This is a genomic window from Cytobacillus sp. EB106-05-05-XG126 (assembly GCF_058791715.1).
In genome coordinates, this window is the sequence record NZ_JBYTDU010000001.1 from 63,317 (window position 1) to 85,745 (window position 22,429).

Below are 22,429 nucleotides of genomic sequence, written 5' to 3' on the forward strand. Positions count from 1 at the left end.
GTTTCCCGCCTTTTCTCTCTATATTTCAAGGCTTTTTGCTTCAAGAATTTTTTTGTATTATAAATTTATCTGAAGGTGCGGCCATGAAAAAAGGAATCTACATTTTTACTATCATTTTTTCGATTATTTCTATATATGTATTCCCAAATGGTGTCAATGCAAATGTGAACCCGGAGTTTAATATTGATACCAATCAACATGATCAATCCCTATTTAATCTTTCTAATATAAAACCAGGAGATTGGTCAACTCGTATACTTACCGTCCAAAACCGAGGGGAAAAGTTCTTCACTTATAATACGAAAGTTAAATTCTTAAATGGATCAGAAAAGTTATACAACGAATTTCAATTAAGAATCTGGGATTCTAAAGGGCTACTATTCGATGACAAATTACACAAGTTTAATGGTCTAAATCCAAGGTTTCTGCAGGCTGGAAATCAAGAAGATATTAAATTCGAAGTGAAATTTCCTTATGAGCTTGGGAATGAGTTTCAAAATCTGGGTTTTAACTTTGAGTTAAGGTTTATGATCGAAGAAAGAGATCTAGACCCAGATCCAGATAATCCTTCCGATCCATCTGATCCTGGAAAACCAGATCCAAGTGATCCTGCAAATGATGGTGAAGAACCTATTCTGCCGCAACGTCCTATACCTGCAGAGGAATTAGATAATCTTCCTTTAGAGGGTCAAATTCTGCCTTCAACGGCTACGAGTACGTATAACAATTTGTTGTTAGGGATATTGCTAGTCATAAGCGGTGGAGGATTGTTTATTCATCAAAAAAGGAAGAGAAAAGTAAAACAAGATTAGTTAAGGCCTTGGTGGGGATTGGAGACCAACAAGGTCTGCTTTTATTTAAGAATAGAGGCGGGGAAAGAGATGAAGTGGATATTTGCATACCTTGCATTTTTGAACTTTCTTGATGGCTTTATTACTTACTTTGGAATACAGTATGGTCTCATTCAAGAAGGAAACCCATTAATGGAGTTTGTTTATAATGCAAATCCTGTCTTTTTTCTTCTTCTAAAGGAAGCACTATCTTGTTTTCTTGTTGCTTTAATTTTCGTACAGAGTTTTTCTTTTAGGAGGCCTATCCCGGAGCTTTCTATCGTTGCGTCTGTTTTATATACAGCGGTAATGGGATTGCATCTAAGTTGGATAATTTAAACCAAATAAAAAACCTGTCCCAATCTGACAGGTTGCACTTAGTCCTTCTTCTGTTCAACTCTCCACTTATTAAAATCCAAAAACTCCCGAAACTGCTCCTTTGAAACTCCAGACTCCATCGCTTCCTTAACAATTTTCATCCATTCGGAATCCAAATCTTCCTTGTTAATCTGCTCATGGATCAAATGGTCCACAGGTACATTCAGAACACCCGCGATTTTCTCGAGAAACTGAATCGATGGGTTTGTTTGAAGGTTGCGCTCAAGTGAGCTTAAATATGATTTTGCCACACCGGCTTGGTCTGCAAGCTCGGATAAGGACATTTTCTTTTCCTGACGAAGTTTTTTTACACGATCACCGATCATCGTATACCACACACCTTATTTTGTATGTAATAGGATTATATCAAATTTAGTTCCATATTAAGAACGTTTTGTTCAATATTATTATCATCATACCACAGTGTCAACTGACTAAAATAGATAGTTATCACAGTTTTATAAAAATATTACTTTTGTCGCTCTCAAAAAGTAATGCTCCGCGTCATAAGACGGGAGCATTTTGCTTTTCAATTATTTGAATAACCTGCTGTGCAGCTGCTTCCACATCATCTGCATTTACATGGTGGAATTCGCCCTCATAGTCATGCTGTTTAAAAGCATAGCGCGGATCGTAATAGTGTTCTAATAAAAGCTTGATAAATAGTTCGTAGTCCTCCGTTTCAACTGATTCATCAAGCTGCTCGCGGATTTCAGTATCCTTCAGCCGTTTTTTAATAAACACAAGGCTTTCATCCACTTTCGGCTTGAACCATTCTTCTTTTTGATAAGGTGCAACATAGTCACGGAGGATGCGCTGGACACGGAACTCCATGCTTGCAAACATATCAATATGAATACCGGTTTTTTTGGTATCCAGAAGCTCGTCCGGCTGAACAACCTTGCCTATTCGCTTGCTTTCAGCTTCCATAATAATATAAGGGGAGCCTTTAACCTCTGAAAGGGCTTGATACAATAGTGCATCAAATGTTTTCTGTGTACTGCCGTTTCCCATACCAAAGGAGCCAAAGATCGATCCGCGGTGTCCTGCCATTTCTTCAAGGTCAATAACAGGATAGCCTTTTTCGCTTAATACCTTCAGCACATCTGTTTTCCCGACGCCGGTCATTCCGTGCAGAACAACTGCTTTTTCAGGAATCAAATCTGCTGTGTTTTCCAGAATATATTGACGGTACGCTCGATAGCCCCCGATTAAACGGGGGATTGAAACGCCCGCATACGTGATAAAAGTAGTGACCGCTTTGCTGCGCATGCCGCCGCGCCAGCAGTAAATGACAGGCTGTAAGCCATCATTTTTCAGGTCTCTGATTTTCTGCATCATGGACGGAATTTTAGGTGAAACGATTTCCATCGCTCTCCACTTAGCGGCATCAGATCCTTCTCTTTTATATAGTGTTCCGATTTCCACACGTTCTTCATTAGTGAAAAGCGGCACATTGACAGCACCGGGAATGCTGCACTCCTCAAATTCGATTGGAGACCTGACATCGATCGGAACTGCGTTGTCCATCTGGATATATTGTTCGACTGCTATTTCTCTCATTTTATTGCCTCCAAAATTAAAGTGAAACTCCATTCAGTGGGGGTTTTCCCGCTAATTGGTTAGTTGAACTAATCAAGCCTTACGGGCAGTTTGGGCCCAGTTAATTCACCTTTGATTTAATGCAGTTTTAAGTGGGGATCTTACTGCCCGTTAGACTGCGAAAATGCTATATATCGCCCAAAAAGGAAAGTTAATTGATTTGACTCTCTCTATTATACAGGATTTTGAAATTATAGGTGTCTATCACAATCATACTCCTATTTTCAAAAGATTGTTCTTATAATTTTTTCCAGACTTTGTAATATCAGCATATCCATTGGTTTTGCTTTTTAAAAAGAAGGTTAAATAAAAGGCAAAGGTGGTGGAAACATGTCCTTGAATACAGAGGTTGCCATTATAGGCGGAGGGATTGGCGGTTTAACGCTGGGACTGAAGCTGGCTCAAGCCAATATTAATGTCACCGTTCTGGAAAAGCTGGATGCCCCCTCTTCCGTTTATAAGGGAGAACTCCTGCAGCCAAAGAGCTTGAAAATTTTTAAGGGGCTGGGTGCTTTGGATGAAATCCTTGATAACGGCTTTTCTTTTTCCCGAATAGCGTTTGATGAAGGGGAAAAAGAGTTTGCCATGGATTACAGCATCCTCCCGGGAAATTATGATTACTCGCTTATGATCGAGCATGAAAGGCTGAAAGGAATCCTTCTGAATCAGGCGCTTCAATATCCGAACTTTCATTATCTGTCAGGATCCCTGGCAAAAGGGTATGACAATGGCGAATTAATGGTTGAGCGGAAGAATGTAAAGGAGCAGCTGACAGTGAGGGCTGATTTTTATATAGGCGCTGAAGGAAGAAATTCCATTACCAGAAAAGAAATGAACAGCAAAATTAAAAAGATTGAGTATAACCATCAATTCTTAACGGTTACCTTCCCCCGGCCCCAATCTTTGGAGGAAGGGAAAATCATCTCTAAGGATGAGCGGTTCCTCGGTTTATTTCCGCTGCCGGAAGCGAAAGTGCGATCTGTTTATTTAATTCCGGAGGGCACGTATAAGGAGCATCTCCAAAAAGGAATTCACTATTTCCATAAAAATTATGTAGAGCTTTTTCCGGAATTGGAAGGGTATGTGACCAGGCTGAAAAACTGGAAGGATATCCAGCTGATGATCCCGACAGCTTTTTATGCAGATAAATATGTGGATGGAAGACTCGCGATACTGGGCGATGCGGCCCATACGGTCCACCCGATGGCAGGGGAAGGCATGAATATGGCGATTCAGGATGCGGATGTGCTGGGGGAATTGCTTGCAGAGATGTATGCGAGCGGAAGAATTTCGCCGGACAAGCTTAAATGGTATGAAAAAGTCAGGAAGCCACGCGCTGAAAACATGATCAGCCTCAGCCATTTATCCGCCATAGCTTATTCCTATTCGAATCGGGTTATTACAGGAATACGCCGCAAAGGACTAAAGCAGATCGAAAGAGATAAAACCCTGCAATATAAGCAAATGCTGAATGTTTCAGGTCTTGGATATTGGTCAGAGAGCCTTTGGGACCGATTGATTCAGGCAGGAATGCTGCCGGCAAGAAAAACAGAATTATCAGCTGCCGATAAAAGCCATTATTTTTATACAGAAGAAGAAGACTATCCCTGGAAGAAGGTTGAACAGCCATGATAAATGAATATGTGAGATTGTTAAAAGCACGAAATTGGATGAAAAAGAACCAGCCCTTTTTATACAGCTGGCATGCATATGTTGGATTTGAGCTGGACCTTTTTTCACAGTTCCGCAACTGGAGAACGGTAAAAGAGGTGGCCTCAAGCAGAAATCTTCAGGAGGAGCTGCTTTTAAGATGGGTGGAGGTGGGACTTGCGATCCGCCATTTGAAAAAGAAAGGCAAGGATAAAATCAAGACAGCATCTAAATTCAGCCTTCCGTCCACGCCGAAAAATCCCCGATCCACAGGAATCATTCTGAAGGAAATGATGGAATTGCATATCCCGACTTTACTCTCTTATCCAGAACTGCTCCGTTCCAATACGAAAAATACTTTTGACCATGAAGAACATGGACCAACCGTCGCGAGAACTTCATCACTGCTTGAACAGCTTGCACTGCCGCGGCTTATGAAAACCATTAAGAAAAACAAAATGGAAAGAATCATCGACATTGGCTGCGGGGAAGGCGGCTATTTAAGCAGAATCAGCCAGAAGTTCCCCCATGCAAAACTGGCGGGAATTGAAATTAATGAAGACGTCGCAGAATCTGCCCGAACCAATTGCAAAGACATTCCCAACATTAATATTGTGACAGCAGATGTTCATGAATACTCACCTGATCATCAGGCTGATTTAATCATGGTCAACAACCTGCTGCACTATATCCAGCCGGAGGATCGCAAACAGCTGCTGTCCCGATTGAAAAGCTGGCTTAGCCGGAAAGGATCCATTACGATTATCACACCTATTCTTCATTCAAAAAAAGGCGAGGAGTTTTCAAGTGTGTTTAACAGCTTCTTTTCTGCTTTTGAAAATCTTTATCCAACCCCGACTGAGGAGAATATCCACCAGCTTGCGAAAGAGCTGAAGCTGAAAGTGAAAACCTTCAAACCTGTTGTCACGGAAGGCGGATGGTATTTTATCCAGCTGTCCAACCGATAATTCAAAGAAAGCCCGTTTAATGGTAGAATGGTGTTAACTTGACTGAAATGGTGATTGAAATGAGAAATAATAAATATTTAGTGATTTATGAGGAGCTAGCCCAGCAAATCCAGGAAGGCAAGTATCCCGCCAGATCCATTCTGCCATCTGAACATGAATTGACGGAGATGTATTCCACTTCAAGGGAAACCATCCGCAAAGCCTTGAATTTGCTTGCACAAAACGGATTTATTCAGAAAATCCGCGGAAAAGGATCGATGGTCCTTGATTTAAAAAAGCTGCAGTTTCCCATATCGGGTCTGGTCAGCTTTAAAGAGCTGGCCGGGAAGATGGGGCAGCGTGCTGAAACGATTGTAGACGAATTTTCGCTTATTCAGCCTGACGCAGAGAAGATGAAGCACCTCCATATTGATAAAGATGAAAAGGTCTGGAAAGTCTATCGGGTCCGAAAAATTGAAGATGAGCGGATCATTTTGGACAAGGATTTTTTAGTTGAGAAATATGTCCCGGGCTTAACGAAGGACATATGCCAGAGCTCTATTTTTGCCTACATTGAGGGCGATCTCGGCAAAAAAATCAGCTTTGCCAAAAAGGAATTTACAGTGGAAGAACCGACTGCTGAAGACCGCAGGCTTCTTGATATGGAAGGTTTCCATGCCATTGTCGTGGTGAAAAATTATATTTATTTTGACGATGCCACCCTTTTTCAGTTCACAGAATCCAGACACAGGCCGGACAAGTTCAGGTTTGTTGATTTTGCGAGAAGAATGGACAGCGGAGTGTAACATGCTTTTTTTACGTTTAAGATTGTTCATTCAGGGAAATCTCCTTATGTGAAGATTTTTAAAAGGAGATGGTATAGATGAGTAAAAAAATCGCATGCTTAATTACCGAGATGTTCGAGGATAGTGAATACACGGAACCTGCTAAAGGCTTCAAAGAAGCAGGACATGAAGTGGTTACAATTGAAAAGGAACAAGGGAAATCTGTTAAAGGCAAACAGGGTGAAGCCACTGTTCAAATAGATCAGAGCATTGATAACGTAAATCCGCAGGACTTTGATGCCCTATTCCTGCCAGGCGGATTCTCACCGGATCAGCTTCGTGCCGATGACCGATTCGTTCAATTTGCGAAATCATTTATGGATGAAAAGAAACCAGTCTTTGCGATCTGCCATGGACCGCAGCTGCTGCTGACAGCCAAGACTCTAGAAGGGCGCGACGCAACCGGCTACAAATCCATCCAGGTTGACATGGAATACGCAGGAGCCAAATTCCAGGACTCAGAAGTCGTCGTCTGCCAAAACCAGCTCGTCACAAGCCGCCAGCCGGAAGACATCCCGGCATTCACACGTGAATCGCTTAAATTGTTAGGATAATGAAATTTACTTACCCTCTGCCTGACTGGCAGTGGGTTTTTTATATTTTATTAATGATTTTTTAAGGGATTATCCATCAGGGCTTTGATTTCCTAAATTCCTTATTAATATCGTGCTGATTGTAGCGGAAGGGGCTCGACTCCTGCGGGAGCAGCGGGAAACGAGAGACCCCGCAGACGCATAGCGTCGAGGAGGCTCCCGGGCCGCCCGCGGAAAGCGAGCCCCTGCAGCGGAAATCAGCACCCAAATCAACAGTTGCACATTAAGTTTATAAGGATACTCAAGTCCAATCAAAAAAGCAGCCCTCAAAAGGCTGCTCCCAAGTTATTTATTCTTTCTCAAATTCCCAAGCTCCTCAACCAAAGCCTGCATTTCATTCGGACTAAACGAATCTTTTTTCATGACAAGATCATAAATATCCTTCAATTCCTCATACATTTCCTCATCAAAATGTGAAGGCTTAATAGCACCTAAATTCAAAACCTTCAGCTTCTCCTTAATAGCCTCAATCATAAATTCCACATTCTCAACCGATTTCTCCGATAAATTATTCATTACAGACACCCTCTCATAGCTATGTATTAGGACGAACACACTTTTCTTATCATCTTTCCACGATATCAGCAAAATGTCAACTTAAATTAGACTTGCATGTAACAAGGAAATTAGTAGAAAATAAAGGAGAAGTTGTACAAATTACATAAGATAATACAGGAAAAGGACGAGTCAGGTTTCATTAAACGAAAAAAAGGGAAAAATTGAATAAAATTTTCATATAATAATTTTACTAAAGGAGAATAAAATATGGGGAAATCATTGTTTTGGAAAGGTGTACTATATGGAGCACTTGCAGGCGGTGCGCTAAGCCTTCTTGACAAATCCACAAGGGAAACCGTTTTTGACAATTGCCGGAAAACGTCCAGCAATGTCGGCTATTACTTAAAACACCCAAGTGAAGCCGTGAATCAGGTGAAGGATGTTTCCAATAAGGTCAAAACCGCTATTGACCAGGTTAGTGAAGACGTTGCTTTTATAACCGGCACTGTGGAAGAAATAAGAGAAATGGCACCGGAAGTAACACAGATTGTCCAGAATACAAAGCAGGCCTTTTCAGATATTAAGCTGAATGGATCAGGTGAACTGCCCGAAAAATCGGCTGACGATTCGGTTCAGGTTCCGCATTAATAACAAGTGAGGTGTTGGAATGGGACGAACTTTTTCGGCTCTGATTCCAAACTTATGGAAAAGAGTAGAAGAAGATGATGTCTTTGGACTTGCTGCCCAATTGGCTTATTTCTTTCTTCTCTCTCTTTTTCCTCTGCTGATTTTTCTGGTCACACTCGTGCCTTATTTGCCGATCACACAGCAGGATATTTTAAATGTTGTCCGTGATTTTGCGCCGGGAGAGACCATGAAGCTCATTGAAACCAATATCTATGAAATTACGCAGCGAAATGGAAAGCTGCTATCCTTCGGGATCATCGCGACGCTCTGGTCGGCTTCAAATGGAATCAATGCCGTGGTGAAGGCTTTTAATAAGGCGTATGATGTAAAGGAAACCCGTCATTTTATTCTTGCACGCGGGATGGCGATTCTGCTTACCTTTGCGATGATTTTTGTGTTTGTACTGGCCCTGCTTCTTCCTGTTTTCGGAAGACAGATTGGCTTGTTTATTTCTTCAGAATTTGGTTTGTCAGGCCAATTTCTGGCGATATGGAATATGATTCGCTGGTTAGTGAGTCCTTTCATCCTTTTTGTGGTGTTTACAGGGTTATACTGGATTGCCCCCAATAAAAAATTAACCTGTATAAGCGCTGTGCCTGGTGCCATTTTCGCAACAGTCGGCTGGGTGCTGTCCTCGCTTGCTTTTTCATACTATGTCAGCAGCTTCGGCAATTTCTCCGCGACCTATGGAAGCATTGGGGCCATAATCGTCCTTATGATCTGGTTTTACATATCCGGCATTATTATCATTTTGGGCGGCGAAATCAATGCCATCAGTTCGAAGATCAATAAAGAGGATTGCTGATAAAAGTTTCCTTCTTAAAAAGTCCCTCTTCGTTACACACTAGTAATGGGGGAAAATGAATACATTGGAGGGGACCGATATGACAAAGCACACGAAAAAAGACGGCGGCACTAAGCAAAAAGGCAAAAACAAACCAAAACAAAAAACATCCGGTTCTGCTAACGGGCAGAACGGCTATCATTAATTAGAAAAGCGGAAGCGCCTTCGGAACAAGCCAAAAACGCTTGTTCCTGCGAAGAACATCCAAGGAAGCTTTCCCTTGGTGCTCACCCCCGACACCTCGAGGGGGCAGGCTGCTTGCGCCAGACATAAAAAAGCCTGGGAATCTGAATTCCCAGGCTTTCCTTATGATCTCAATAGCCTCAGGCTGTTTAAAATAACCAAAATGGTTGACCCTTCATGGCCGATTACTCCATAAGGAAGGTCAAGCAGCTGCAGGAAGTTGGATGCAATCAAAAACATAATCACCGTGATGGAGAAGATGACATTTTGTTTGATGATGGTATTCATGCGTCTTGAAAGTTCGATGGCTTCCGCAATTTTCGGCAGGTCATTTTTCATTAAAACCACATCAGCTGTTTCAAGTGCTACGTCCGTTCCTTCGCCCATGGCGATTCCGACATTGGCAGTGGCCAGGGCAGGGGCATCGTTAATTCCGTCACCAACCATGGCGACATTGCTGTATGTTTCCTTCAGCTTTTTCAAATGCTCCACTTTGTTTTCAGGCAGGCATTCGGCGATATGCTCATTGACATGGCTTTCGCCCGCAATTGCTGCTGCTGTTGTCTGGCTGTCACCTGTCAGCATGATCGTGTAGATTCCCTGTTTCTTTAAAAGGTCAATGGCCTGTTTGGTTTCCTGCCGGACAACATCCTTCAGGGATAGGAGGCCGATGATTTCATAGTTTTTCTGGACAAATACAACCGTCTTTCCTTCGCTTGCCATGCGGTCGGCAGCTCCGTCTGCAAATGCCATGGCCTCTGATTTACCGACAAAAGAGGCTTTGCCGATTTTCCATTCATCATGATCAACCTTCGCTTTGACCCCAAATCCGGTAACATCTTCAATGCTCTCCGGGTGGACAAGGGCCTCTGTAAGTGTGCTCTTGGCATATTTGACAATGGCATTAGCCAGCGGGTGGTTTGAATGACTTTCAATGGATGCGACCTTTAGAAGCAGTTCTTCCCTGGAAAGCCCATCCTTGACTACTACATCGGTTACTTCCGGTTTTCCTTTTGTCAGTGTGCCGGTTTTGTCAAAGGCAATCGCCTTAAGATGGCTCAGGTTTTCGAGGTGCACACCGCCTTTAAAAAGGATGCCGTGTCTCGCTCCATTCGAAATGGCTGACAAAGTCGCAGGCATGATGGATGCGACCAGGGCACAAGGTGATGCTACAACAAGAAGAATCATGGCCCGGTAAAAAGTTTCAGTCCAGCTCCATCCTAACAGAAAGTGTGGAGCAAACATCATCAGAACAACAACAGCCAAAACAATTTTGACATAGGTGCCTTCAAATTTTTCAATGAAAAGCTGTGAAGGTGATTTCTCGCTTTGAGCTGATTGCACAAGCTCAATAATTTTTTGAAAAAGGGTTTCGTTATTCGGTTTTGTGATTTCAACCGTAATCGATCCGTTCAAATTCACAGTACCGGCAAATACCTGGTCATCCGCCCCTTTTGAAACAGGCAGGGACTCACCCGTAATAGCGGCTTCGTCCAGGGATGAATGGCCTTTTACGATGGTTCCATCAGAGGGAACCCGCTCACCCGGCTTTACAAGGATGAAATCCCCAATCTCCAGCTCGGAAACATGCACACGCTCCTCGGAACCGTCTGTGATCCTCAGGGCTTCTTCCGGCTGGAGCTCCATAAGAGAAGAGATTTCCTTATGGCTTTTGTTCATGGTGTAGGTTTCCAAAGCACCGCTGACTGCGAAAATAAATATCAGGATTGCGCCTTCTGTCCAATAGCCGATAATTGCTGAGCCGATTGCAGCGAAGATCATCAGCATTTCAACATTCAATTCTTTATTCTCAATGGTTTCTTCAATGCCTTCTTTCGCTTTCGCAAAACCGCCGATAACGAAAGCCAGCAGGTAAGCGGCAATCGATGGGGTTTCCATTCCGCTTCGGTCTAACAGCCAGCCTGCCAGAATCAATACACCGCTCAGAAGTGCGGCAATTAATTCAGCATGGGGTTTGATTTTTTCTAAAAGATTTTCTTCAGATCGATTGCTGCTTTTAAGCAGAGCCTTTGCCTCCATACTCATCGTTTGTCCTCCTATAATGGTTTTAATGTTTTTTCAATTGTCTTATTGAGAAGAATAATCACATTCAATACCCCTAAAAAACGACGAAAGCTGCCACCAGATAGGTGACAGCGTTAAAATCAGTAATGCAGCTTGCACTATGCAATTATGGTAATCTATTACACTTATATTACTATATAGCCTATGAAAAGAAAAGTTAAACGGTCTTTAAAAATTAGTAAAATTAATTTTAGGTTACGAATTCTACCCGTTGCTTTCCACTTTTGAAGCTCCAACTATTACGAAGCTTAGAAAGACTGGCTTTTCTCCAATACTTGCTGTTTATTTCCAAACAATGTGACGGCACCAAAGATTATCAGCAGCATCACACTGATAATATTGAAAAAGCTGATCGTCTTGAATAATTCAATGAAAAGGCCGCCGAAGTAGGGGCCAATCAGGCTTCCGATGCTGAAGGCTACGCCGCAAAGCAGGTTGCCTGTTGGAAGCAGGTTCTTTGGCATTAAGTCTGCCATATAGGTGATCCCAAGTGAAAAGGTTGATCCGACGGCCATGCCTGCTATGAATAGGCAAATGGTCAGTGCAAGCACGATTTCCTCAAGCAGGCTTGCAGCGACAAAGCTGATAAACCCGATAAAAAGAACACTCATTAACACCTGGCGTCTTCCAAATTTATCACTCATGATGCCTAAAGGAAGCTGGAATAGGATGCCCCCGATCGCAAATGAAGTCAGCAGCAGGGAAACACTTGAAACTTCGAGCCCGATGCGCAGGCCATAGATGGGAAAGCTTCCGTTCAATGAAGCTTCAAGAAACCCGTATCCCATTGCCGGCAGGAAGGCAACCCAGCCATATTTTGTGGCTTTTGAAAAACGCTTCATTGTTTCTCTGAATGAATTAATTTCTATGGACTGTTCAGGGAAATCATTTTTCAATGAGAATAAAAACAGCCAGGCAATCAGACATAGAATAGAAGAAATGACAAACGGCATGGTTTCATTGATTTTGACAAGCGGTGCCATTAATGGACCTACTGCAAATCCAACTCCGAAGAAAAGTCCGTACAGGGAGATATTCCGTCCGCGTCTGTTTTCCGGGGAAAAGGATGTGATCCAGGTTTGCGTTCCAAAATGCAGGGCATGGTCGCCGATGCCGATAAGAAGCCGCAGGATGAACCAGAACCAAAACGATTTCCACAGCGGAAAAAGCATGAGAGATACAACCACTAATAATCCTCCAAGGATAATGACCGGCTTGTAGCCGTATTTTCGCAATGGATATTCCATAAAAGGTGAAATGAGAAGGATACCAATATATAAACCAGTTGCATTTAAACCATTCAAACTGGAGGATATGCCGTCATTTTCGAAAATAATAGCAATTAACGGCAGCAGCATTCCCTGGCTGAAGCCGGAAATGGCCACAATGCTGATGAGAATCCAAAAACGCATTGTTTCTTTATTCATAATAAAACCTCTTTTTTCTGACGTGAAATTAAATGTCTCCTAAATGATGGTATCGGGAATAAGGTATCTTGGCAAGAGTAAGTTTGTGGTCATAATAGTTTTGTTCGAAAGCAAAATAGTGTAATCTCTACTAATAATAAGATAAAAAGGGGCGAATACCATGGAATTTAAAATGAAGGAAGAAGCAGGCTTTTATGCCGATTTGCCATTCGGGCGTCTGGAGGTGGCCGGGGATGAAGAGTATGGCTTCAGGCCGTACCAGCTGCTTGTCGCTTCGCTGGCTGTTTGCAGCGGCGGTGTTCTAAGAAAAATCATGAAAAAAATGCGCATGGAATTCGAGGATATCCAAATGAAAACCAGTGTAGAAAGAAATCCTGAAATCGCTGACCGTGTGGAAAAGGTGCAAATCCACTTCATTATTAAAGGAACGGATTTGAATGAGGCGAAACTCCACAAGGCATTGGAATTGACCAGAAAGAATTGTTCAATGGTGCGCTCAGTGGAAGGAAGCATTGAAATAGAAGAGACATTTGAACTTATTTAACACGCAGACAGGGAAGAGGATGCCTCTTTCCTGTTTTTTTAAAAGATAAGAAAAGTATATAATTTTTGAACGTCGATAACTGTCTAGCTCCACAAGGAACGCTTCGACAGCATCATCATCGCACGGCTAAAAGCGTTAGCTTTTAGGAGGAGCGCCTACCCCCTCGAGGTTCGGGGGTGGGCAAGGCGCTTGCGCTTTTCTTATACCAGGCGTACTTTTGTGAAAGGCGGGAGAATAATAGTATAATAATTCCTATACAAATAATAAGAATTTAAGTGAAACGAGGTGCCCCTCATTGAAATTCCAAGACTTAAAAACCCCCGAAGAAAGAATCAGGCTCATGGAAGAGCTCTCAAAAAAATTTTTATCAAGAGCAGCTAAAAACGATGAAGAAGGCCTTTTTCCGTTTGAAAATATGAAAGAACTAAAAGAATCCGGCTACACCTCCTTGACCGTCCCTAAACGATACGGGGGAAAAGAAATCTCCCTATCTGAATTTCTGCACCTCCAGGAAAAGATAGCGGAAGGTGATGGCTCCACCGCCCTGTCCATTGGATGGCATATGGGGATTATCAAAAGCCTTGGCGAGAAAAACAACTGGGAAGAAGCAGTATTTAAGAAGCTGTGTGAAGACGTCAAAAAGGGTGCCCTAATGAATAACTGTGCAACAGAACCGCAGACCGGCAGCCCTACAAGGGGAGGCAAGCCTGTTACCTCTGCACGAAAAGAGGAGGATTCCTGGATCATTAATGGCCGGAAAAGCTTCACAACCATGGCTCCCGTGCTGGATTACTTCAATGTGAGCGCCACGATTGAAGAGAGTGGAGAGATTGGGAACTTTTTAATTCCGGGAAATTCTGCAGGTCTGGAGATTGAGGAAACGTGGGACAGTATTGCTATGAGAGGAACAGGAAGCCATGACCTTCTTATAAAAGATGTAAGGGTAAAGGAAGAGGCCCTTGTTGAGCTGTTTCAGCCCGGGAAAAAAGGCGCTGCCGGCTGGCTTCTCCACATTCCGGCCTGTTATTTGGGCATTGCACAGGCTGCTCAGGATTATGCGATTACCTTTGCGAAAGACTACTCCCCGAACAGCATAAAGGGTGCCATCATTGATTTGCCCAATGTTCAGCAAAAAATTGGAGAGATGGAATTTGAACTCATGAGAGCACGCTATTTCCTTTATTCAGTTGCAGATAAATGGGATGAAGCAAACGATGAAACGAGAAGCGGGATGCAGCCTGAATTGGGAGCGGTCAAGCTGGCTGTAACGAACGCGGCCATTACAGTAGTCGATTTGGCCATGCGGGTGGCAGGTGCCCGCAGTTTATCAGTAAAAAACCCGCTGCAGCGCTATTACAGGGATGTGCGTGCCGGGCTGCATAACCCGCCAATGGATGATATGACAATTCAGGCATTAGCAAAAAATGCGATAAAGTAACGAAGAAAGCTGCTGTTTTAGACGGCAGCTTTTTATATTTCCAACGGTTCAAGTTTGAATTTTTTCGGAATCGGCTAAAGAGAAAGTACGTTTTACATAAAGTGACTGCATATAATCACATAGGCAGGAATGTGCAGGCAATACTAAAAAATATTATAAAACGTAAGGAGTTAAAGATATGACAAATAAAGTGTTTATGGTATTGGCGTTTGCGGGTGTTCCGCTGTCTGTCATCGGAACATTGATGCACTGGTCCAATATATTGCTGTTTGTGATATACTGCATCACAATTATCGCATTAGCCAGCTATATGGGAAGAGCGACAGAAAGCCTTGCCGTAGTAGCGGGTCCCCGAATTGGCGGATTACTGAATGCCACCTTTGGAAATGCGGTTGAACTTATCATTTCGATTTTCGCTTTAAAGGCTGGCCTGATCAGTGTTGTGCTTGCATCACTTACAGGATCCGTATTGGGGAATTTACTTTTAGTGGCAGGCCTGTCATTTTTCGTTGGAGGAGTAAAATACAATACCCAGTCCTTTAATGTCTTTGATGCACGCCACAATTCAGGACTTCTGATGTTTGCGGTCATTGTGGCTTTTGTAATCCCTGAGGTTTTTTCCATGACCATGGATGAAGCTGAAACGATTACGTTCAGCATCGGAATTTCAGTCATTTTAATCGCTCTGTATTTAGCGGCTTTGTTCTTCAAATTGGTCACCCACCGGGGCGTCTATCAATCAAAAGAGGAGAGCAAAAGCTCTCATGAGGAGGAAACCCCCGAATGGAGCAAAGGGAAGGCCATTGCGGTGCTGGCCATTTCGACCATTGCCGTTGCCTATGTATCAGAGAATCTGGTGCATACCTTCGAAACAGTCGGAGAAGCGTTTGGCTGGACAGAGCTGTTTATTGGGGTAGTGATTGTGGCCATCGTCGGAAATGCGGCAGAGCATGCTTCTGCCATCATTATGGCTTATAAAAATAAAATGGACATTGCTGTTGAAATTGCCGTTGGTTCCACACTTCAGGTGGCGATGTTCGTAGCGCCAGTCCTTGTACTGCTTTCGCTGCTGTTCCCGACAGCCATGCCGCTTGTTTTTACATTACCTGAGCTGATTGCCATGGTGACGGCCGTCCTGCTGATGATTGTCATTGGCAATGACGGGGAAACCAACTGGTTTGAAGGAGCCACTCTCCTGGCAGCTTACGTAATCATGGGAATCGGATTTTATCTTTTATAGCACATAGAAAACCGGCTCTGAAAATTCTCAGGGCCGGTTATTTATATGGGTATTTAAGTACTTTTCTTAAAGGATTATGTTTTTTCAGAGAATGGTTCTGTTCGCTTCTGTCATTGATCACCAACCTTCATGCTGATTTTTGATCATTAACCTGACTTGCAGATGACTTAACAAAAAAACGATTCTCCTCCTTTTACATAGTAGTGGGGTTGATTTCCACTGCCCTCCTTTAATTTAGTAATCTCATTATAAACTTTTATTTGATATTTGTAAATATTCTGATTTTTACAATTATGTTACAAAATAATCGAAACAAAGCTTATTTTGCGTGGGAGGGATAATATCCCCTTTCTCCGAAAAAACTAACATCAACCTAAAAAGATTGTGACTTGAAAGGAGAAAGACATCATGAAAAAATACGTAAGCATTCTTTTTTTAGGTCTTATACTATTGCTGTCATTCCATCCGGCCGCAGAAGCGCAGAAAGGGGCTGACAAGCCGGCAAAACAGCCGCCGAAAGCAATCACTATCCCTAATTCGGTGCTGAATGTAACGAAGGAAAATACGTATCCGAACCCTGCGCAGGATATGCCGACGCTGCAGCCGAGCGAATTAACCCAGCAGCTCATTGATTCATCGAAGGTTACGATCGAAAATCCGGATCTCATCCGGATGCTGAATGAAACCTCTGTCAGCAGCACTCCGTTCGCACTTGGCTATAGAGCGATCGTCTATCTCGGTCAGTGGCCGCTAAATTATGAGTCTGCCGAAACCTCCCCAAATTGGGAATATCAGCGCATAAACACGAATTATTTCGATAACCGGGGCGGCAAGGCGCCATACCAGATTCATTATGTGCAGGAAGCCCAGAAGGTTGTCCGCGGAGGGCTGACTGCCAAGGTTCCCAATGCTGAGGATGTTAAAAAGATGATGCTCCTCAAAGCCATGGAGAAATCAGGTCTGCCTCTTGCTTTTGAAACGATTATAGGTGCAGGCACCAAAAAGGATCATATCTACAATATTCCGCCTAAGAGATTAGGCTATCTATACGGCTATGCTCCTGCCATCAATGAAAAGGGGAAAGTCACGTATGGAGAAGTGTATTTGATGCTGAAAGGAAGCAAAAAAATGATCGTCATAAAAAATGTCACTTCACAGGGAATAGGTGCCTGGATTCCGATTCAGGATCATGTGACATTCGGGTTTGTTGTTTCGGAAAGACCAAGGTAAAAGGAAAGCGGAAGCGCCTTCGGAACAAGCCAAAATCGCTTGTTCCTGCGAAGATCATCCAAGGAAGCTTTCCTTGGTGCCCACCCCCGACACCTCTAGGGGGTAGGCGCTCCTCCTAAAAGCTAACGCTTTTAGCCGTGCGATGATGCTGTCGAAGCGTTCCTTGTGGAGCTAGACAGTTATCGACGTTCAAAATTGATGTTTTTTTGTAATTAGTAAAGCCAGCCCAATATCCGGGCTGGCTGATTTTTTTAGATATTCGAGCGTCGCGACTTAAAGTTTGTTTCTTTATAATAGCTGTTCCTCACAAGAACGTTAGGGCCAAGGCATTTAACACCGGCACAATGACAGTTCAGGGAATCGGCGAGCTCCGTTCTGCTCCATTTCTGATAAATATCCTCAAGCTGATCGGTCTGGATATTCCCGAGCGGCGGTGTATCACCAAAGTCAGTGACAATGACATCACCCGTGAAAATATTAACATTAAGACGTGATCTTCCGTCAGGATCATTTCGGACCGTCACATTTTTGGATGAGTGCAGTCTTCTTAGAAGCTCCAGGTCTTCCTTCTCGCTGCTGCAGGCATAAAAGGGCAGAGTGCCAAACAGCATCCAGGTATCCTCGTTCCTTACATCGAGAAGATGATGGATGGCTGATCTCATCTCTCCAAGAGTTAACGTTTCTAATGAGGAGGCGAAGTCTGAGGGGTACATAGGATGCACCTCATGGCGCTGACAGTTCATTTCTTCCGTAATCTGTTTATGGATTTTCTCAAGATAAGGCAATGTCCGTTTATTAAGCATGGTTTCAGCGGAAACCATTACCCCGGCTTTTACGAGCTCCCTGCTGTTTTCAATCATCCTGTAAAAAAGACGCTGACGCTGCTCTATTGTCGGCTTTCGTTCCATCATTGCAAAGCCGCCTTCAATAAAGTCCTCTTCCGTTCCCCAGTTATGAGATATATGTAGGACATCCAAATAAGGAATGATTTCTTCGTAACGGGCTAACTCCAGCGTCAGATTTGAATTAATCTGTGTTCTGACCCCTCTTTCGTGTGCATAGCGCAGCAGAGGCGCAACATAATTTTCAACCGATTTCTTGGAAAGCATCGGCTCCCCGCCTGTTATGCTCAGTGATCTTAAAAGGGGAATTTCATCCAGCCTTTTCAGAAGCAAATTGATTGGCAGTGCGTCAGGATCTTTCGGCTGAAGGGTATAGCCGACAGCGCAATGTTCGCAGCGCATATTGCATAACACTGTTGTGGTGAATTCAATATTTGAAAGCACCATTTTTCCGTGCTGATCGATGTCGGAATAAGCTTCCCATGGATCATATTCCGGTGTGATGGGTGAAAGTTGTGTTTTCATATGCAGCTCCTTAAAAAATCTAAGTCCTTAGTCATTATTAAATCTTTGGAATCTATTGTCAATCGATAGTTTGGACTAAAAATGACATAATAACGTTTAATTTCTCCTCCTGCGGGAATTAACTCAATATCAAACGAGAAATACTTTCTAAATAAAGAGGAGGATCTGAACATGGAACAGAATAACACTTATAATACGACAAACACAACAACTGCTTTGAGGTCTGATTATGGTCAGGATATGGACATGAATTATGACAATGGACAAAACAGCAAGCTGATGAAAGGGATTGTGATTGGCGGTATTATTGGCGGAGCCTTAGCTATGCTTGATACCTCAACAAGAACGAAAGTGAAAACGAAAGCGATGGATCTTAAGGATTCTTCAGCAAATCTCATTTCAGAAGTAAGGGAAAATCCCGGTGATGTAAAGGAAAATATGATTAATCAATTTAAGAGTGCTTCCAATACCCTGAAAGATGCCATTAAAGACGCACAGAGTTTATATCAGCGCGTCAATGAAGATGTTTTCGGCAACATGGATGTGGTGAAGGAAGTGTCAACCGACGCCATGTCAACAGCGAAGGATGCGAAAAGCGAGCTGGCTGATATCGGTTCAAAAGTGAAAGAGGCTGGCTCAGAATTAATGGAAAGCCCTGTTGAAAACAGTGGAACTTCCACAGGCTCAACCTATCAAGGTACAGGCGCAGTGAGCAGCACAAATACTGCTTTTCCGGCAGAGCGCGGTGAAAGTGCAGTTACCTACAGCCCTGAGACTCAAAAAAACAGCAATAACCTTTAATGAATGATATTAAAAATCCTCTGCTCTTATGAGTGGAGGATTTTTTATCGTTTTTTTTCCTAATGATGGTTGTTTTATATTTTCAAGGAGGGGGTAACCCTTAATTATAGGTACAGGACAATTTTTGGAGGTTACATTATGGGTTATAGACGAGGGAAATCATTATCAAACGATATGGAAAAACAATCACACGAAAGAGAAACAGCTGTTGGTACTGCGGGGATGGTCGTGAGTCCTCACTCAGTTGCCACAGATATTGGTGAAAAAATATTGCGGGAGGGCGGCAATGCAGTAGATGCTGCTGCAGCCATCCAGTTTGCTTTAAATGTTGTAGAACCGATGATGACAGGCATTGGCGGAAGCGGCTTTTTAATGGTCTATGATAATAAGAAGAAAGATGTCAAAATATATGATGGCCACACACGGGCGCCAAAAGGCGTGCATCCGGAGATGTTTCTTGATGACAACGGGGAAGTAATCGATTTCCGCAAACGCTCTACCCATGGGTCAGCAGTGGGCATTCCGGGTATTTTAAAGGCTTTTGATACAGCTCTTGAGGAGCACGGATCCAAGCCGTTAGCCGATCTGATCCAGCCGGCAATCGAAGCTGCTGAGAGCGGTGTGGAAGTGAACTGGGTAATGGAGGAAGCTCTTCAGAACTTTCATTACAGACTTGGAGAAGAGGCTAAAGCTTTTTATTTCCCTGAAGGCAAAACCTTGAAGGAGGGCGACAGGTTAGTTAAGGATCATTTAGCCCAGACATTCCGGATCCTGCAAAAAGAGGGGATTTCTTCTTTTTATGAAGGGGAAATTGCCGAAGCAATTGTAAAAAGTCTTGAAGAAGAAGGCGGCTTTATGACGCTTGAGGACCTGAAGAATTACCGTCTTACAATTGATGAACCGATATGGGGCGAATATAAAGGCTATAGGATTGCTTCGTCCGCTCCTCCGAGTGCAGGCGGTGTAACCGTGATTCAAATATTGAAGATCCTGGAGAAGTTTGACTTAAGCCAATATGATCCAAAGTCCTGGGAGAAGTATTATCTGATTACGGAAGCCATGCGATTGGCGTTTGCTGATAAGGTTGCGTATTCAGGTGATCCGGAATTTTCAGATCTCCCGATTGAAGGGCTGCTGCATGATGATTATATTGCTGAAAGGGTCAAAGCCATTAATTTTAAAAGAAGAAATGATGCCATCGATTTTGGGAACCCATGGAAATATCAAGAGGGCGAACCAAAACAGATTATCCGCCAGCCAGATGATTTAGAGAAAAGTGAAACGACCCATTTCACAGTTGTCGACCAATGGGGCAATATTGCTGCATGCACATCAACCGTTGAGCACCCATTTGGGTCAGGAATTATGGTAAAGGGCTACGGATTTTTATTAAATAATGAGCTGACAGACTTTGATGCCAACCCTGGCGGCATCAATGAACCAAAACCGGACAAAAGGCCGGTCAGCTGTAAAAGTCCGACGATTTTGTTTAAGGATGATCAGCCAGTCCTGACCCTTGGTTCTCCAGGCGGCCCAACCATTATCGGCTCGGTTTTTCAGACGATCGTGAATGTTATTGATCATAACATGAATTTAAAGGAAGCAATTGAAGAGCCCCGGATCTTTGCCACAACAGGACCGCTTATTGAATGGGAGCCGGGCATCAGCATGGAATCCAAGGGAGAAATGGAGTCCATGGGATATGAATTTGGAGATAAGCCAAGCCGGATCGGAAATGTTCAGGCCATTCAGATCGACCGGGAGAAAGGCCGTTTATATGGAGCGGCTGACTCCAGCCGTGAAGGGAAGGCAGCCGGAATTACAGAGGAGCAAATTAAGAGCTGATGCTTTTAAAAAAAATGCACAGAATTGCAGTCCTTTTGACATCCAATATGGCATAAAAAAGCAAAACTCGCCCCTAAATGGCGAGTTTTCTTTGTTATTAATTTGTCGTTCTTATTGAGCTAAAGCACCCTATAGTTTAAGTACATTATTTCACTAATTTTATATTTATAATACCGTGATACACTACCTAGCTCGAACTAATAAATTATTCAAGGAGGTGTGTATTTTCCATATTTATAACTACATTGCCTTTCTTGTGTCCTTTCTCGACATATCTATGAGCTTCTATAATCTCATCCAACGAATAATATCTGTCGACGACCACCTCTAACTTCCCCATCTCAACAAGTTCTTTAAGAAAGTTCAATGCTTCTGAGGTTTCAGGTGAATTTCGGCTTAATAATAGTTTCTTGCTACTCGTCAATTTAGTCCATAACATTTCAACACTTGGTAGCGGTTCAGTAACATTTATATAGGTGCCGTTGTTCTTTAACAATTTCATACAAGCTGAGAAGGAGCTCTTATTTACAGCTTCAAAGATTACATCATATGTTTCGCCGTTACTAGAAAAATCCTCTACTGTATAATCAATCACATTGTCAGCTCCCAGAGATTTTACTAATTCCAAATTCGTAGTACTGCATACGCCTGTAACATTTGCTCCGAGATATTTGGCAATCTGAACTGCATAACTTCCTACACTTCCTGAAGCACCGTAGACTAAAACCGATTGACCACTCTTAATACCTGCTCTCCTCAGAAAATACAATGCTGTACGAGCTCCAATAGGAATGGCAGCAGCTTCTCCGTAAGTTATATTGGAAGGCTTAATAGCTACAGGTCCATCTTCTTCCAAACACTTATATTCGGCATAAGCACCAAATCCTGTCAAGGATGCTGCAAAAACTTGGTCTCCTTGCTTAAACCTTTTTACATTTTCACCAACTAATTCCACTTCGCCAGCTAACTCCATTCCTAATATCTCTTTTTTTGGTTTTCTAATACCAAGAGTTATACGTGCAGGTAGCCAGAAGGCTGGAGGAACTGTAAAACTCCGTGACCTAATATCTGCCACTGTTACGGTTGTGGCTTTTACTTTAACTAATATTTCATTTTCTTTAGGAATAGGTTTTTCTACCTGTTTTAGTTCAAGAACATCGGGGGGACCGTACCTTGTGTACACAATGGCTTTCATTTATCCACCTCAAATTCGTTTTATTCCTTAATATAATACGAACATTGCGAATAAATAGACCGATAGTCCAATCTGTTCTTAAACTATCCTGCTGTTTGTCAATAAAGGATTTTAAAAAAAGGAGGTTGATTCTTCCTGGATCAACGCACCCGTATGTATAAGTACATTTGTTCACAAACTTAGTTTTATCATTGGAATAC

21 protein-coding genes are annotated in these 22,429 nt (G+C 42.8%); 14 read left to right on the forward strand and 7 right to left on the reverse strand.

Annotated elements, in window-relative coordinates; translation table 11 throughout:
- Window positions 1-83: 83 nt before the first annotated feature.
- A complete protein-coding gene (locus AC3WTL_RS00340; protein WP_492368754.1) occupies window positions 84-812 on the forward strand; it encodes an LPXTG cell wall anchor domain-containing protein in 729 nt (242 codons plus the stop codon).
- 69 nt (window positions 813-881) lie between these two features.
- Window positions 882-1,169 carry a DUF5658 family protein gene (locus AC3WTL_RS00345; RefSeq protein ID WP_492368755.1) on the forward strand — a complete coding sequence of 96 codons (288 nt, stop codon included), beginning with the start codon at window positions 882-884 and terminating at the stop codon, window positions 1,167-1,169.
- A 38-nt stretch (window positions 1,170-1,207) separates the two neighbouring features.
- Here the strand turns inward: AC3WTL_RS00345 and AC3WTL_RS00350 are convergent, their stop codons facing one another.
- Both AC3WTL_RS00350 and mnmH read right to left on the reverse strand, forming a co-directional pair.
- Window positions 1,208-1,534 (reverse strand): helix-turn-helix domain-containing protein, encoded by a 327-nt coding sequence (locus AC3WTL_RS00350; RefSeq protein ID WP_159346328.1) that lies wholly within the window; start codon window positions 1,532-1,534, stop codon window positions 1,208-1,210.
- A 178-nt stretch (window positions 1,535-1,712) separates the two neighbouring features.
- On the reverse strand, window positions 1,713-2,771 hold the full coding sequence (gene mnmH / locus AC3WTL_RS00355) for a tRNA 2-selenouridine(34) synthase MnmH (protein WP_248348775.1): 1,059 nt from the start codon (window positions 2,769-2,771) through the stop codon (window positions 1,713-1,715).
- Between the two features lie 369 nt (window positions 2,772-3,140).
- Here mnmH and AC3WTL_RS00360 point away from each other — a divergent pair, with 369 nt between their 5' ends.
- The 4 genes from AC3WTL_RS00360 to AC3WTL_RS00375 all read left to right on the forward strand — a co-directional run bounded on the left by AC3WTL_RS00360 (window position 3,141) and on the right by AC3WTL_RS00375 (window position 6,806).
- Window positions 3,141-4,442 carry an FAD-dependent oxidoreductase gene (locus AC3WTL_RS00360; protein WP_252221037.1) on the forward strand — a complete coding sequence of 434 codons (1,302 nt, stop codon included), beginning with the start codon at window positions 3,141-3,143 and terminating at the stop codon, window positions 4,440-4,442.
- Window positions 4,439-5,428: a class I SAM-dependent methyltransferase gene (locus tag AC3WTL_RS00365; RefSeq protein WP_492368756.1), complete on the forward strand. Its 990-nt coding sequence runs from the start codon at window positions 4,439-4,441 to the stop codon at window positions 5,426-5,428. Before AC3WTL_RS00360 ends, AC3WTL_RS00365 begins: the two co-directional genes overlap by 4 nt.
- 59 nt (window positions 5,429-5,487) lie before the next feature.
- Window positions 5,488-6,213, forward strand: coding sequence for a trehalose operon repressor (treR, locus tag AC3WTL_RS00370; RefSeq protein ID WP_492368757.1), 726 nt, complete (start codon window positions 5,488-5,490; stop codon window positions 6,211-6,213).
- A 77-nt stretch (window positions 6,214-6,290) separates the two neighbouring features.
- Complete coding sequence (locus AC3WTL_RS00375; RefSeq protein WP_048010425.1) at window positions 6,291-6,806, forward strand: type 1 glutamine amidotransferase domain-containing protein; 516 nt, start codon at window positions 6,291-6,293, stop codon at window positions 6,804-6,806.
- A 324-nt stretch (window positions 6,807-7,130) separates the two neighbouring features.
- Here AC3WTL_RS00375 and AC3WTL_RS00380 read toward each other — a convergent pair whose 3' ends face one another.
- Window positions 7,131-7,361 (reverse strand): DUF1128 domain-containing protein, encoded by a 231-nt coding sequence (locus AC3WTL_RS00380; RefSeq protein ID WP_035326433.1) that lies wholly within the window; start codon window positions 7,359-7,361, stop codon window positions 7,131-7,133.
- Window positions 7,362-7,610: 249 nt separating this feature from the next.
- Between AC3WTL_RS00380 and AC3WTL_RS00385 the strand changes: the two genes are divergently transcribed.
- Together AC3WTL_RS00385 and AC3WTL_RS00390 are read left to right on the forward strand one after the other, a co-directional pair.
- Window positions 7,611-7,991 carry a YtxH domain-containing protein gene (locus AC3WTL_RS00385; protein ID WP_222498628.1) on the forward strand — a complete coding sequence of 127 codons (381 nt, stop codon included), beginning with the start codon at window positions 7,611-7,613 and terminating at the stop codon, window positions 7,989-7,991.
- Between the two features lie 19 nt (window positions 7,992-8,010).
- Entirely contained in the window at window positions 8,011-8,835 is an 825-nt protein-coding gene (locus AC3WTL_RS00390) for a YihY/virulence factor BrkB family protein (RefSeq protein WP_048010423.1), read from the forward strand.
- A 345-nt stretch (window positions 8,836-9,180) separates the two neighbouring features.
- Here AC3WTL_RS00390 and AC3WTL_RS00395 read toward each other — a convergent pair whose 3' ends face one another.
- Both AC3WTL_RS00395 and AC3WTL_RS00400 read right to left on the reverse strand, forming a co-directional pair.
- Window positions 9,181-11,103 (reverse strand): heavy metal translocating P-type ATPase, encoded by a 1,923-nt coding sequence (locus AC3WTL_RS00395; protein ID WP_492368758.1) that lies wholly within the window; start codon window positions 11,101-11,103, stop codon window positions 9,181-9,183.
- Between the two features lie 287 nt (window positions 11,104-11,390).
- Window positions 11,391-12,569: an MFS transporter gene (locus AC3WTL_RS00400; protein ID WP_197214407.1), complete on the reverse strand. Its 1,179-nt coding sequence runs from the start codon at window positions 12,567-12,569 to the stop codon at window positions 11,391-11,393.
- A 160-nt stretch (window positions 12,570-12,729) separates the two neighbouring features.
- Here AC3WTL_RS00400 and AC3WTL_RS00405 point away from each other — a divergent pair, with 160 nt between their 5' ends.
- The 4 genes from AC3WTL_RS00405 (at window position 12,730) to AC3WTL_RS00420 (ending at window position 17,021) form a co-directional block, all read left to right on the forward strand.
- On the forward strand, window positions 12,730-13,113 hold the full coding sequence (locus tag AC3WTL_RS00405; RefSeq protein ID WP_163140195.1) for an OsmC family protein: 384 nt from the start codon (window positions 12,730-12,732) through the stop codon (window positions 13,111-13,113).
- A 295-nt stretch (window positions 13,114-13,408) separates the two neighbouring features.
- Window positions 13,409-14,551 carry an acyl-CoA dehydrogenase family protein gene (locus AC3WTL_RS00410; protein WP_163140197.1) on the forward strand — a complete coding sequence of 381 codons (1,143 nt, stop codon included), beginning with the start codon at window positions 13,409-13,411 and terminating at the stop codon, window positions 14,549-14,551.
- 178 nt (window positions 14,552-14,729) lie between these two features.
- Window positions 14,730-15,791, forward strand: coding sequence for a calcium/proton exchanger (gene cax / locus AC3WTL_RS00415; RefSeq protein WP_492368759.1), 1,062 nt, complete (start codon window positions 14,730-14,732; stop codon window positions 15,789-15,791).
- A gap of 408 nt (window positions 15,792-16,199) precedes the next feature.
- Complete coding sequence (locus AC3WTL_RS00420; RefSeq protein WP_197204981.1) at window positions 16,200-17,021, forward strand: YfkD famly protein; 822 nt, start codon at window positions 16,200-16,202, stop codon at window positions 17,019-17,021.
- A gap of 251 nt (window positions 17,022-17,272) precedes the next feature.
- Here AC3WTL_RS00420 and yfkAB read toward each other — a convergent pair whose 3' ends face one another.
- Complete coding sequence (yfkAB, locus tag AC3WTL_RS00425) at window positions 17,273-18,388, reverse strand: radical SAM/CxCxxxxC motif protein YfkAB (RefSeq protein WP_396021336.1); 1,116 nt, start codon at window positions 18,386-18,388, stop codon at window positions 17,273-17,275.
- Window positions 18,389-18,559: 171 nt separating this feature from the next.
- On the opposite strand from yfkAB, the gene AC3WTL_RS00430 reads away from it, so the two are divergent.
- Both AC3WTL_RS00430 and ggt read left to right on the forward strand, forming a co-directional pair.
- Window positions 18,560-19,189, forward strand: a complete 630-nt coding sequence (locus tag AC3WTL_RS00430; RefSeq protein WP_222498632.1) for a hypothetical protein — start codon at window positions 18,560-18,562, stop codon at window positions 19,187-19,189.
- A gap of 138 nt (window positions 19,190-19,327) precedes the next feature.
- Window positions 19,328-21,034: a gamma-glutamyltransferase gene (gene ggt, locus AC3WTL_RS00435; RefSeq protein WP_492368760.1), complete on the forward strand. Its 1,707-nt coding sequence runs from the start codon at window positions 19,328-19,330 to the stop codon at window positions 21,032-21,034.
- Window positions 21,035-21,239: 205 nt separating this feature from the next.
- On the opposite strand, the gene AC3WTL_RS00440 is transcribed toward ggt, so the two are convergent.
- Window positions 21,240-22,229 carry an NAD(P)-dependent alcohol dehydrogenase gene (locus tag AC3WTL_RS00440; RefSeq protein ID WP_197247426.1) on the reverse strand — a complete coding sequence of 330 codons (990 nt, stop codon included), beginning with the start codon at window positions 22,227-22,229 and terminating at the stop codon, window positions 21,240-21,242.
- Between the last annotated feature and the right edge of the window lie 200 nt (window positions 22,230-22,429).

What these genes read in the sequence shown, in the direction of transcription:
- AC3WTL_RS00340 (WP_492368754.1), top strand. Translation starts at nt 84, where the DNA reads ATGAAAAAAGGAATCTACATTTTTACTATCATTTTTTCGATTATTTCT.
- AC3WTL_RS00345 (WP_492368755.1), top strand. Translation starts at nt 882, where the DNA reads ATGAAGTGGATATTTGCATACCTTGCATTTTTGAACTTTCTTGATGGC.
- AC3WTL_RS00350 (WP_159346328.1), bottom strand. Translation starts at nt 1,534, where the DNA reads ATGATCGGTGATCGTGTAAAAAAACTTCGTCAGGAAAAGAAAATGTCC.
- mnmH (WP_248348775.1), bottom strand. Translation starts at nt 2,771, where the DNA reads ATGAGAGAAATAGCAGTCGAACAATATATCCAGATGGACAACGCAGTT.
- AC3WTL_RS00360 (WP_252221037.1), top strand. Translation starts at nt 3,141, where the DNA reads ATGTCCTTGAATACAGAGGTTGCCATTATAGGCGGAGGGATTGGCGGT.
- AC3WTL_RS00365 (WP_492368756.1), top strand. Translation starts at nt 4,439, where the DNA reads ATGATAAATGAATATGTGAGATTGTTAAAAGCACGAAATTGGATGAAA.
- treR (WP_492368757.1), top strand. Translation starts at nt 5,488, where the DNA reads ATGAGAAATAATAAATATTTAGTGATTTATGAGGAGCTAGCCCAGCAA.
- AC3WTL_RS00375 (WP_048010425.1), top strand. Translation starts at nt 6,291, where the DNA reads ATGAGTAAAAAAATCGCATGCTTAATTACCGAGATGTTCGAGGATAGT.
- AC3WTL_RS00380 (WP_035326433.1), bottom strand. Translation starts at nt 7,361, where the DNA reads ATGAATAATTTATCGGAGAAATCGGTTGAGAATGTGGAATTTATGATT.
- AC3WTL_RS00385 (WP_222498628.1), top strand. Translation starts at nt 7,611, where the DNA reads ATGGGGAAATCATTGTTTTGGAAAGGTGTACTATATGGAGCACTTGCA.
- AC3WTL_RS00390 (WP_048010423.1), top strand. Translation starts at nt 8,011, where the DNA reads ATGGGACGAACTTTTTCGGCTCTGATTCCAAACTTATGGAAAAGAGTA.
- AC3WTL_RS00395 (WP_492368758.1), bottom strand. Translation starts at nt 11,103, where the DNA reads ATGAGTATGGAGGCAAAGGCTCTGCTTAAAAGCAGCAATCGATCTGAA.
- AC3WTL_RS00400 (WP_197214407.1), bottom strand. Translation starts at nt 12,569, where the DNA reads ATGAATAAAGAAACAATGCGTTTTTGGATTCTCATCAGCATTGTGGCC.
- AC3WTL_RS00405 (WP_163140195.1), top strand. Translation starts at nt 12,730, where the DNA reads ATGGAATTTAAAATGAAGGAAGAAGCAGGCTTTTATGCCGATTTGCCA.
- cax (WP_492368759.1), top strand. Translation starts at nt 14,730, where the DNA reads ATGACAAATAAAGTGTTTATGGTATTGGCGTTTGCGGGTGTTCCGCTG.
- AC3WTL_RS00420 (WP_197204981.1), top strand. Translation starts at nt 16,200, where the DNA reads ATGAAAAAATACGTAAGCATTCTTTTTTTAGGTCTTATACTATTGCTG.
- yfkAB (WP_396021336.1), bottom strand. Translation starts at nt 18,388, where the DNA reads ATGAAAACACAACTTTCACCCATCACACCGGAATATGATCCATGGGAA.
- AC3WTL_RS00430 (WP_222498632.1), top strand. Translation starts at nt 18,560, where the DNA reads ATGGAACAGAATAACACTTATAATACGACAAACACAACAACTGCTTTG.
- ggt (WP_492368760.1), top strand. Translation starts at nt 19,328, where the DNA reads ATGGGTTATAGACGAGGGAAATCATTATCAAACGATATGGAAAAACAA.
- AC3WTL_RS00440 (WP_197247426.1), bottom strand. Translation starts at nt 22,229, where the DNA reads ATGAAAGCCATTGTGTACACAAGGTACGGTCCCCCCGATGTTCTTGAA.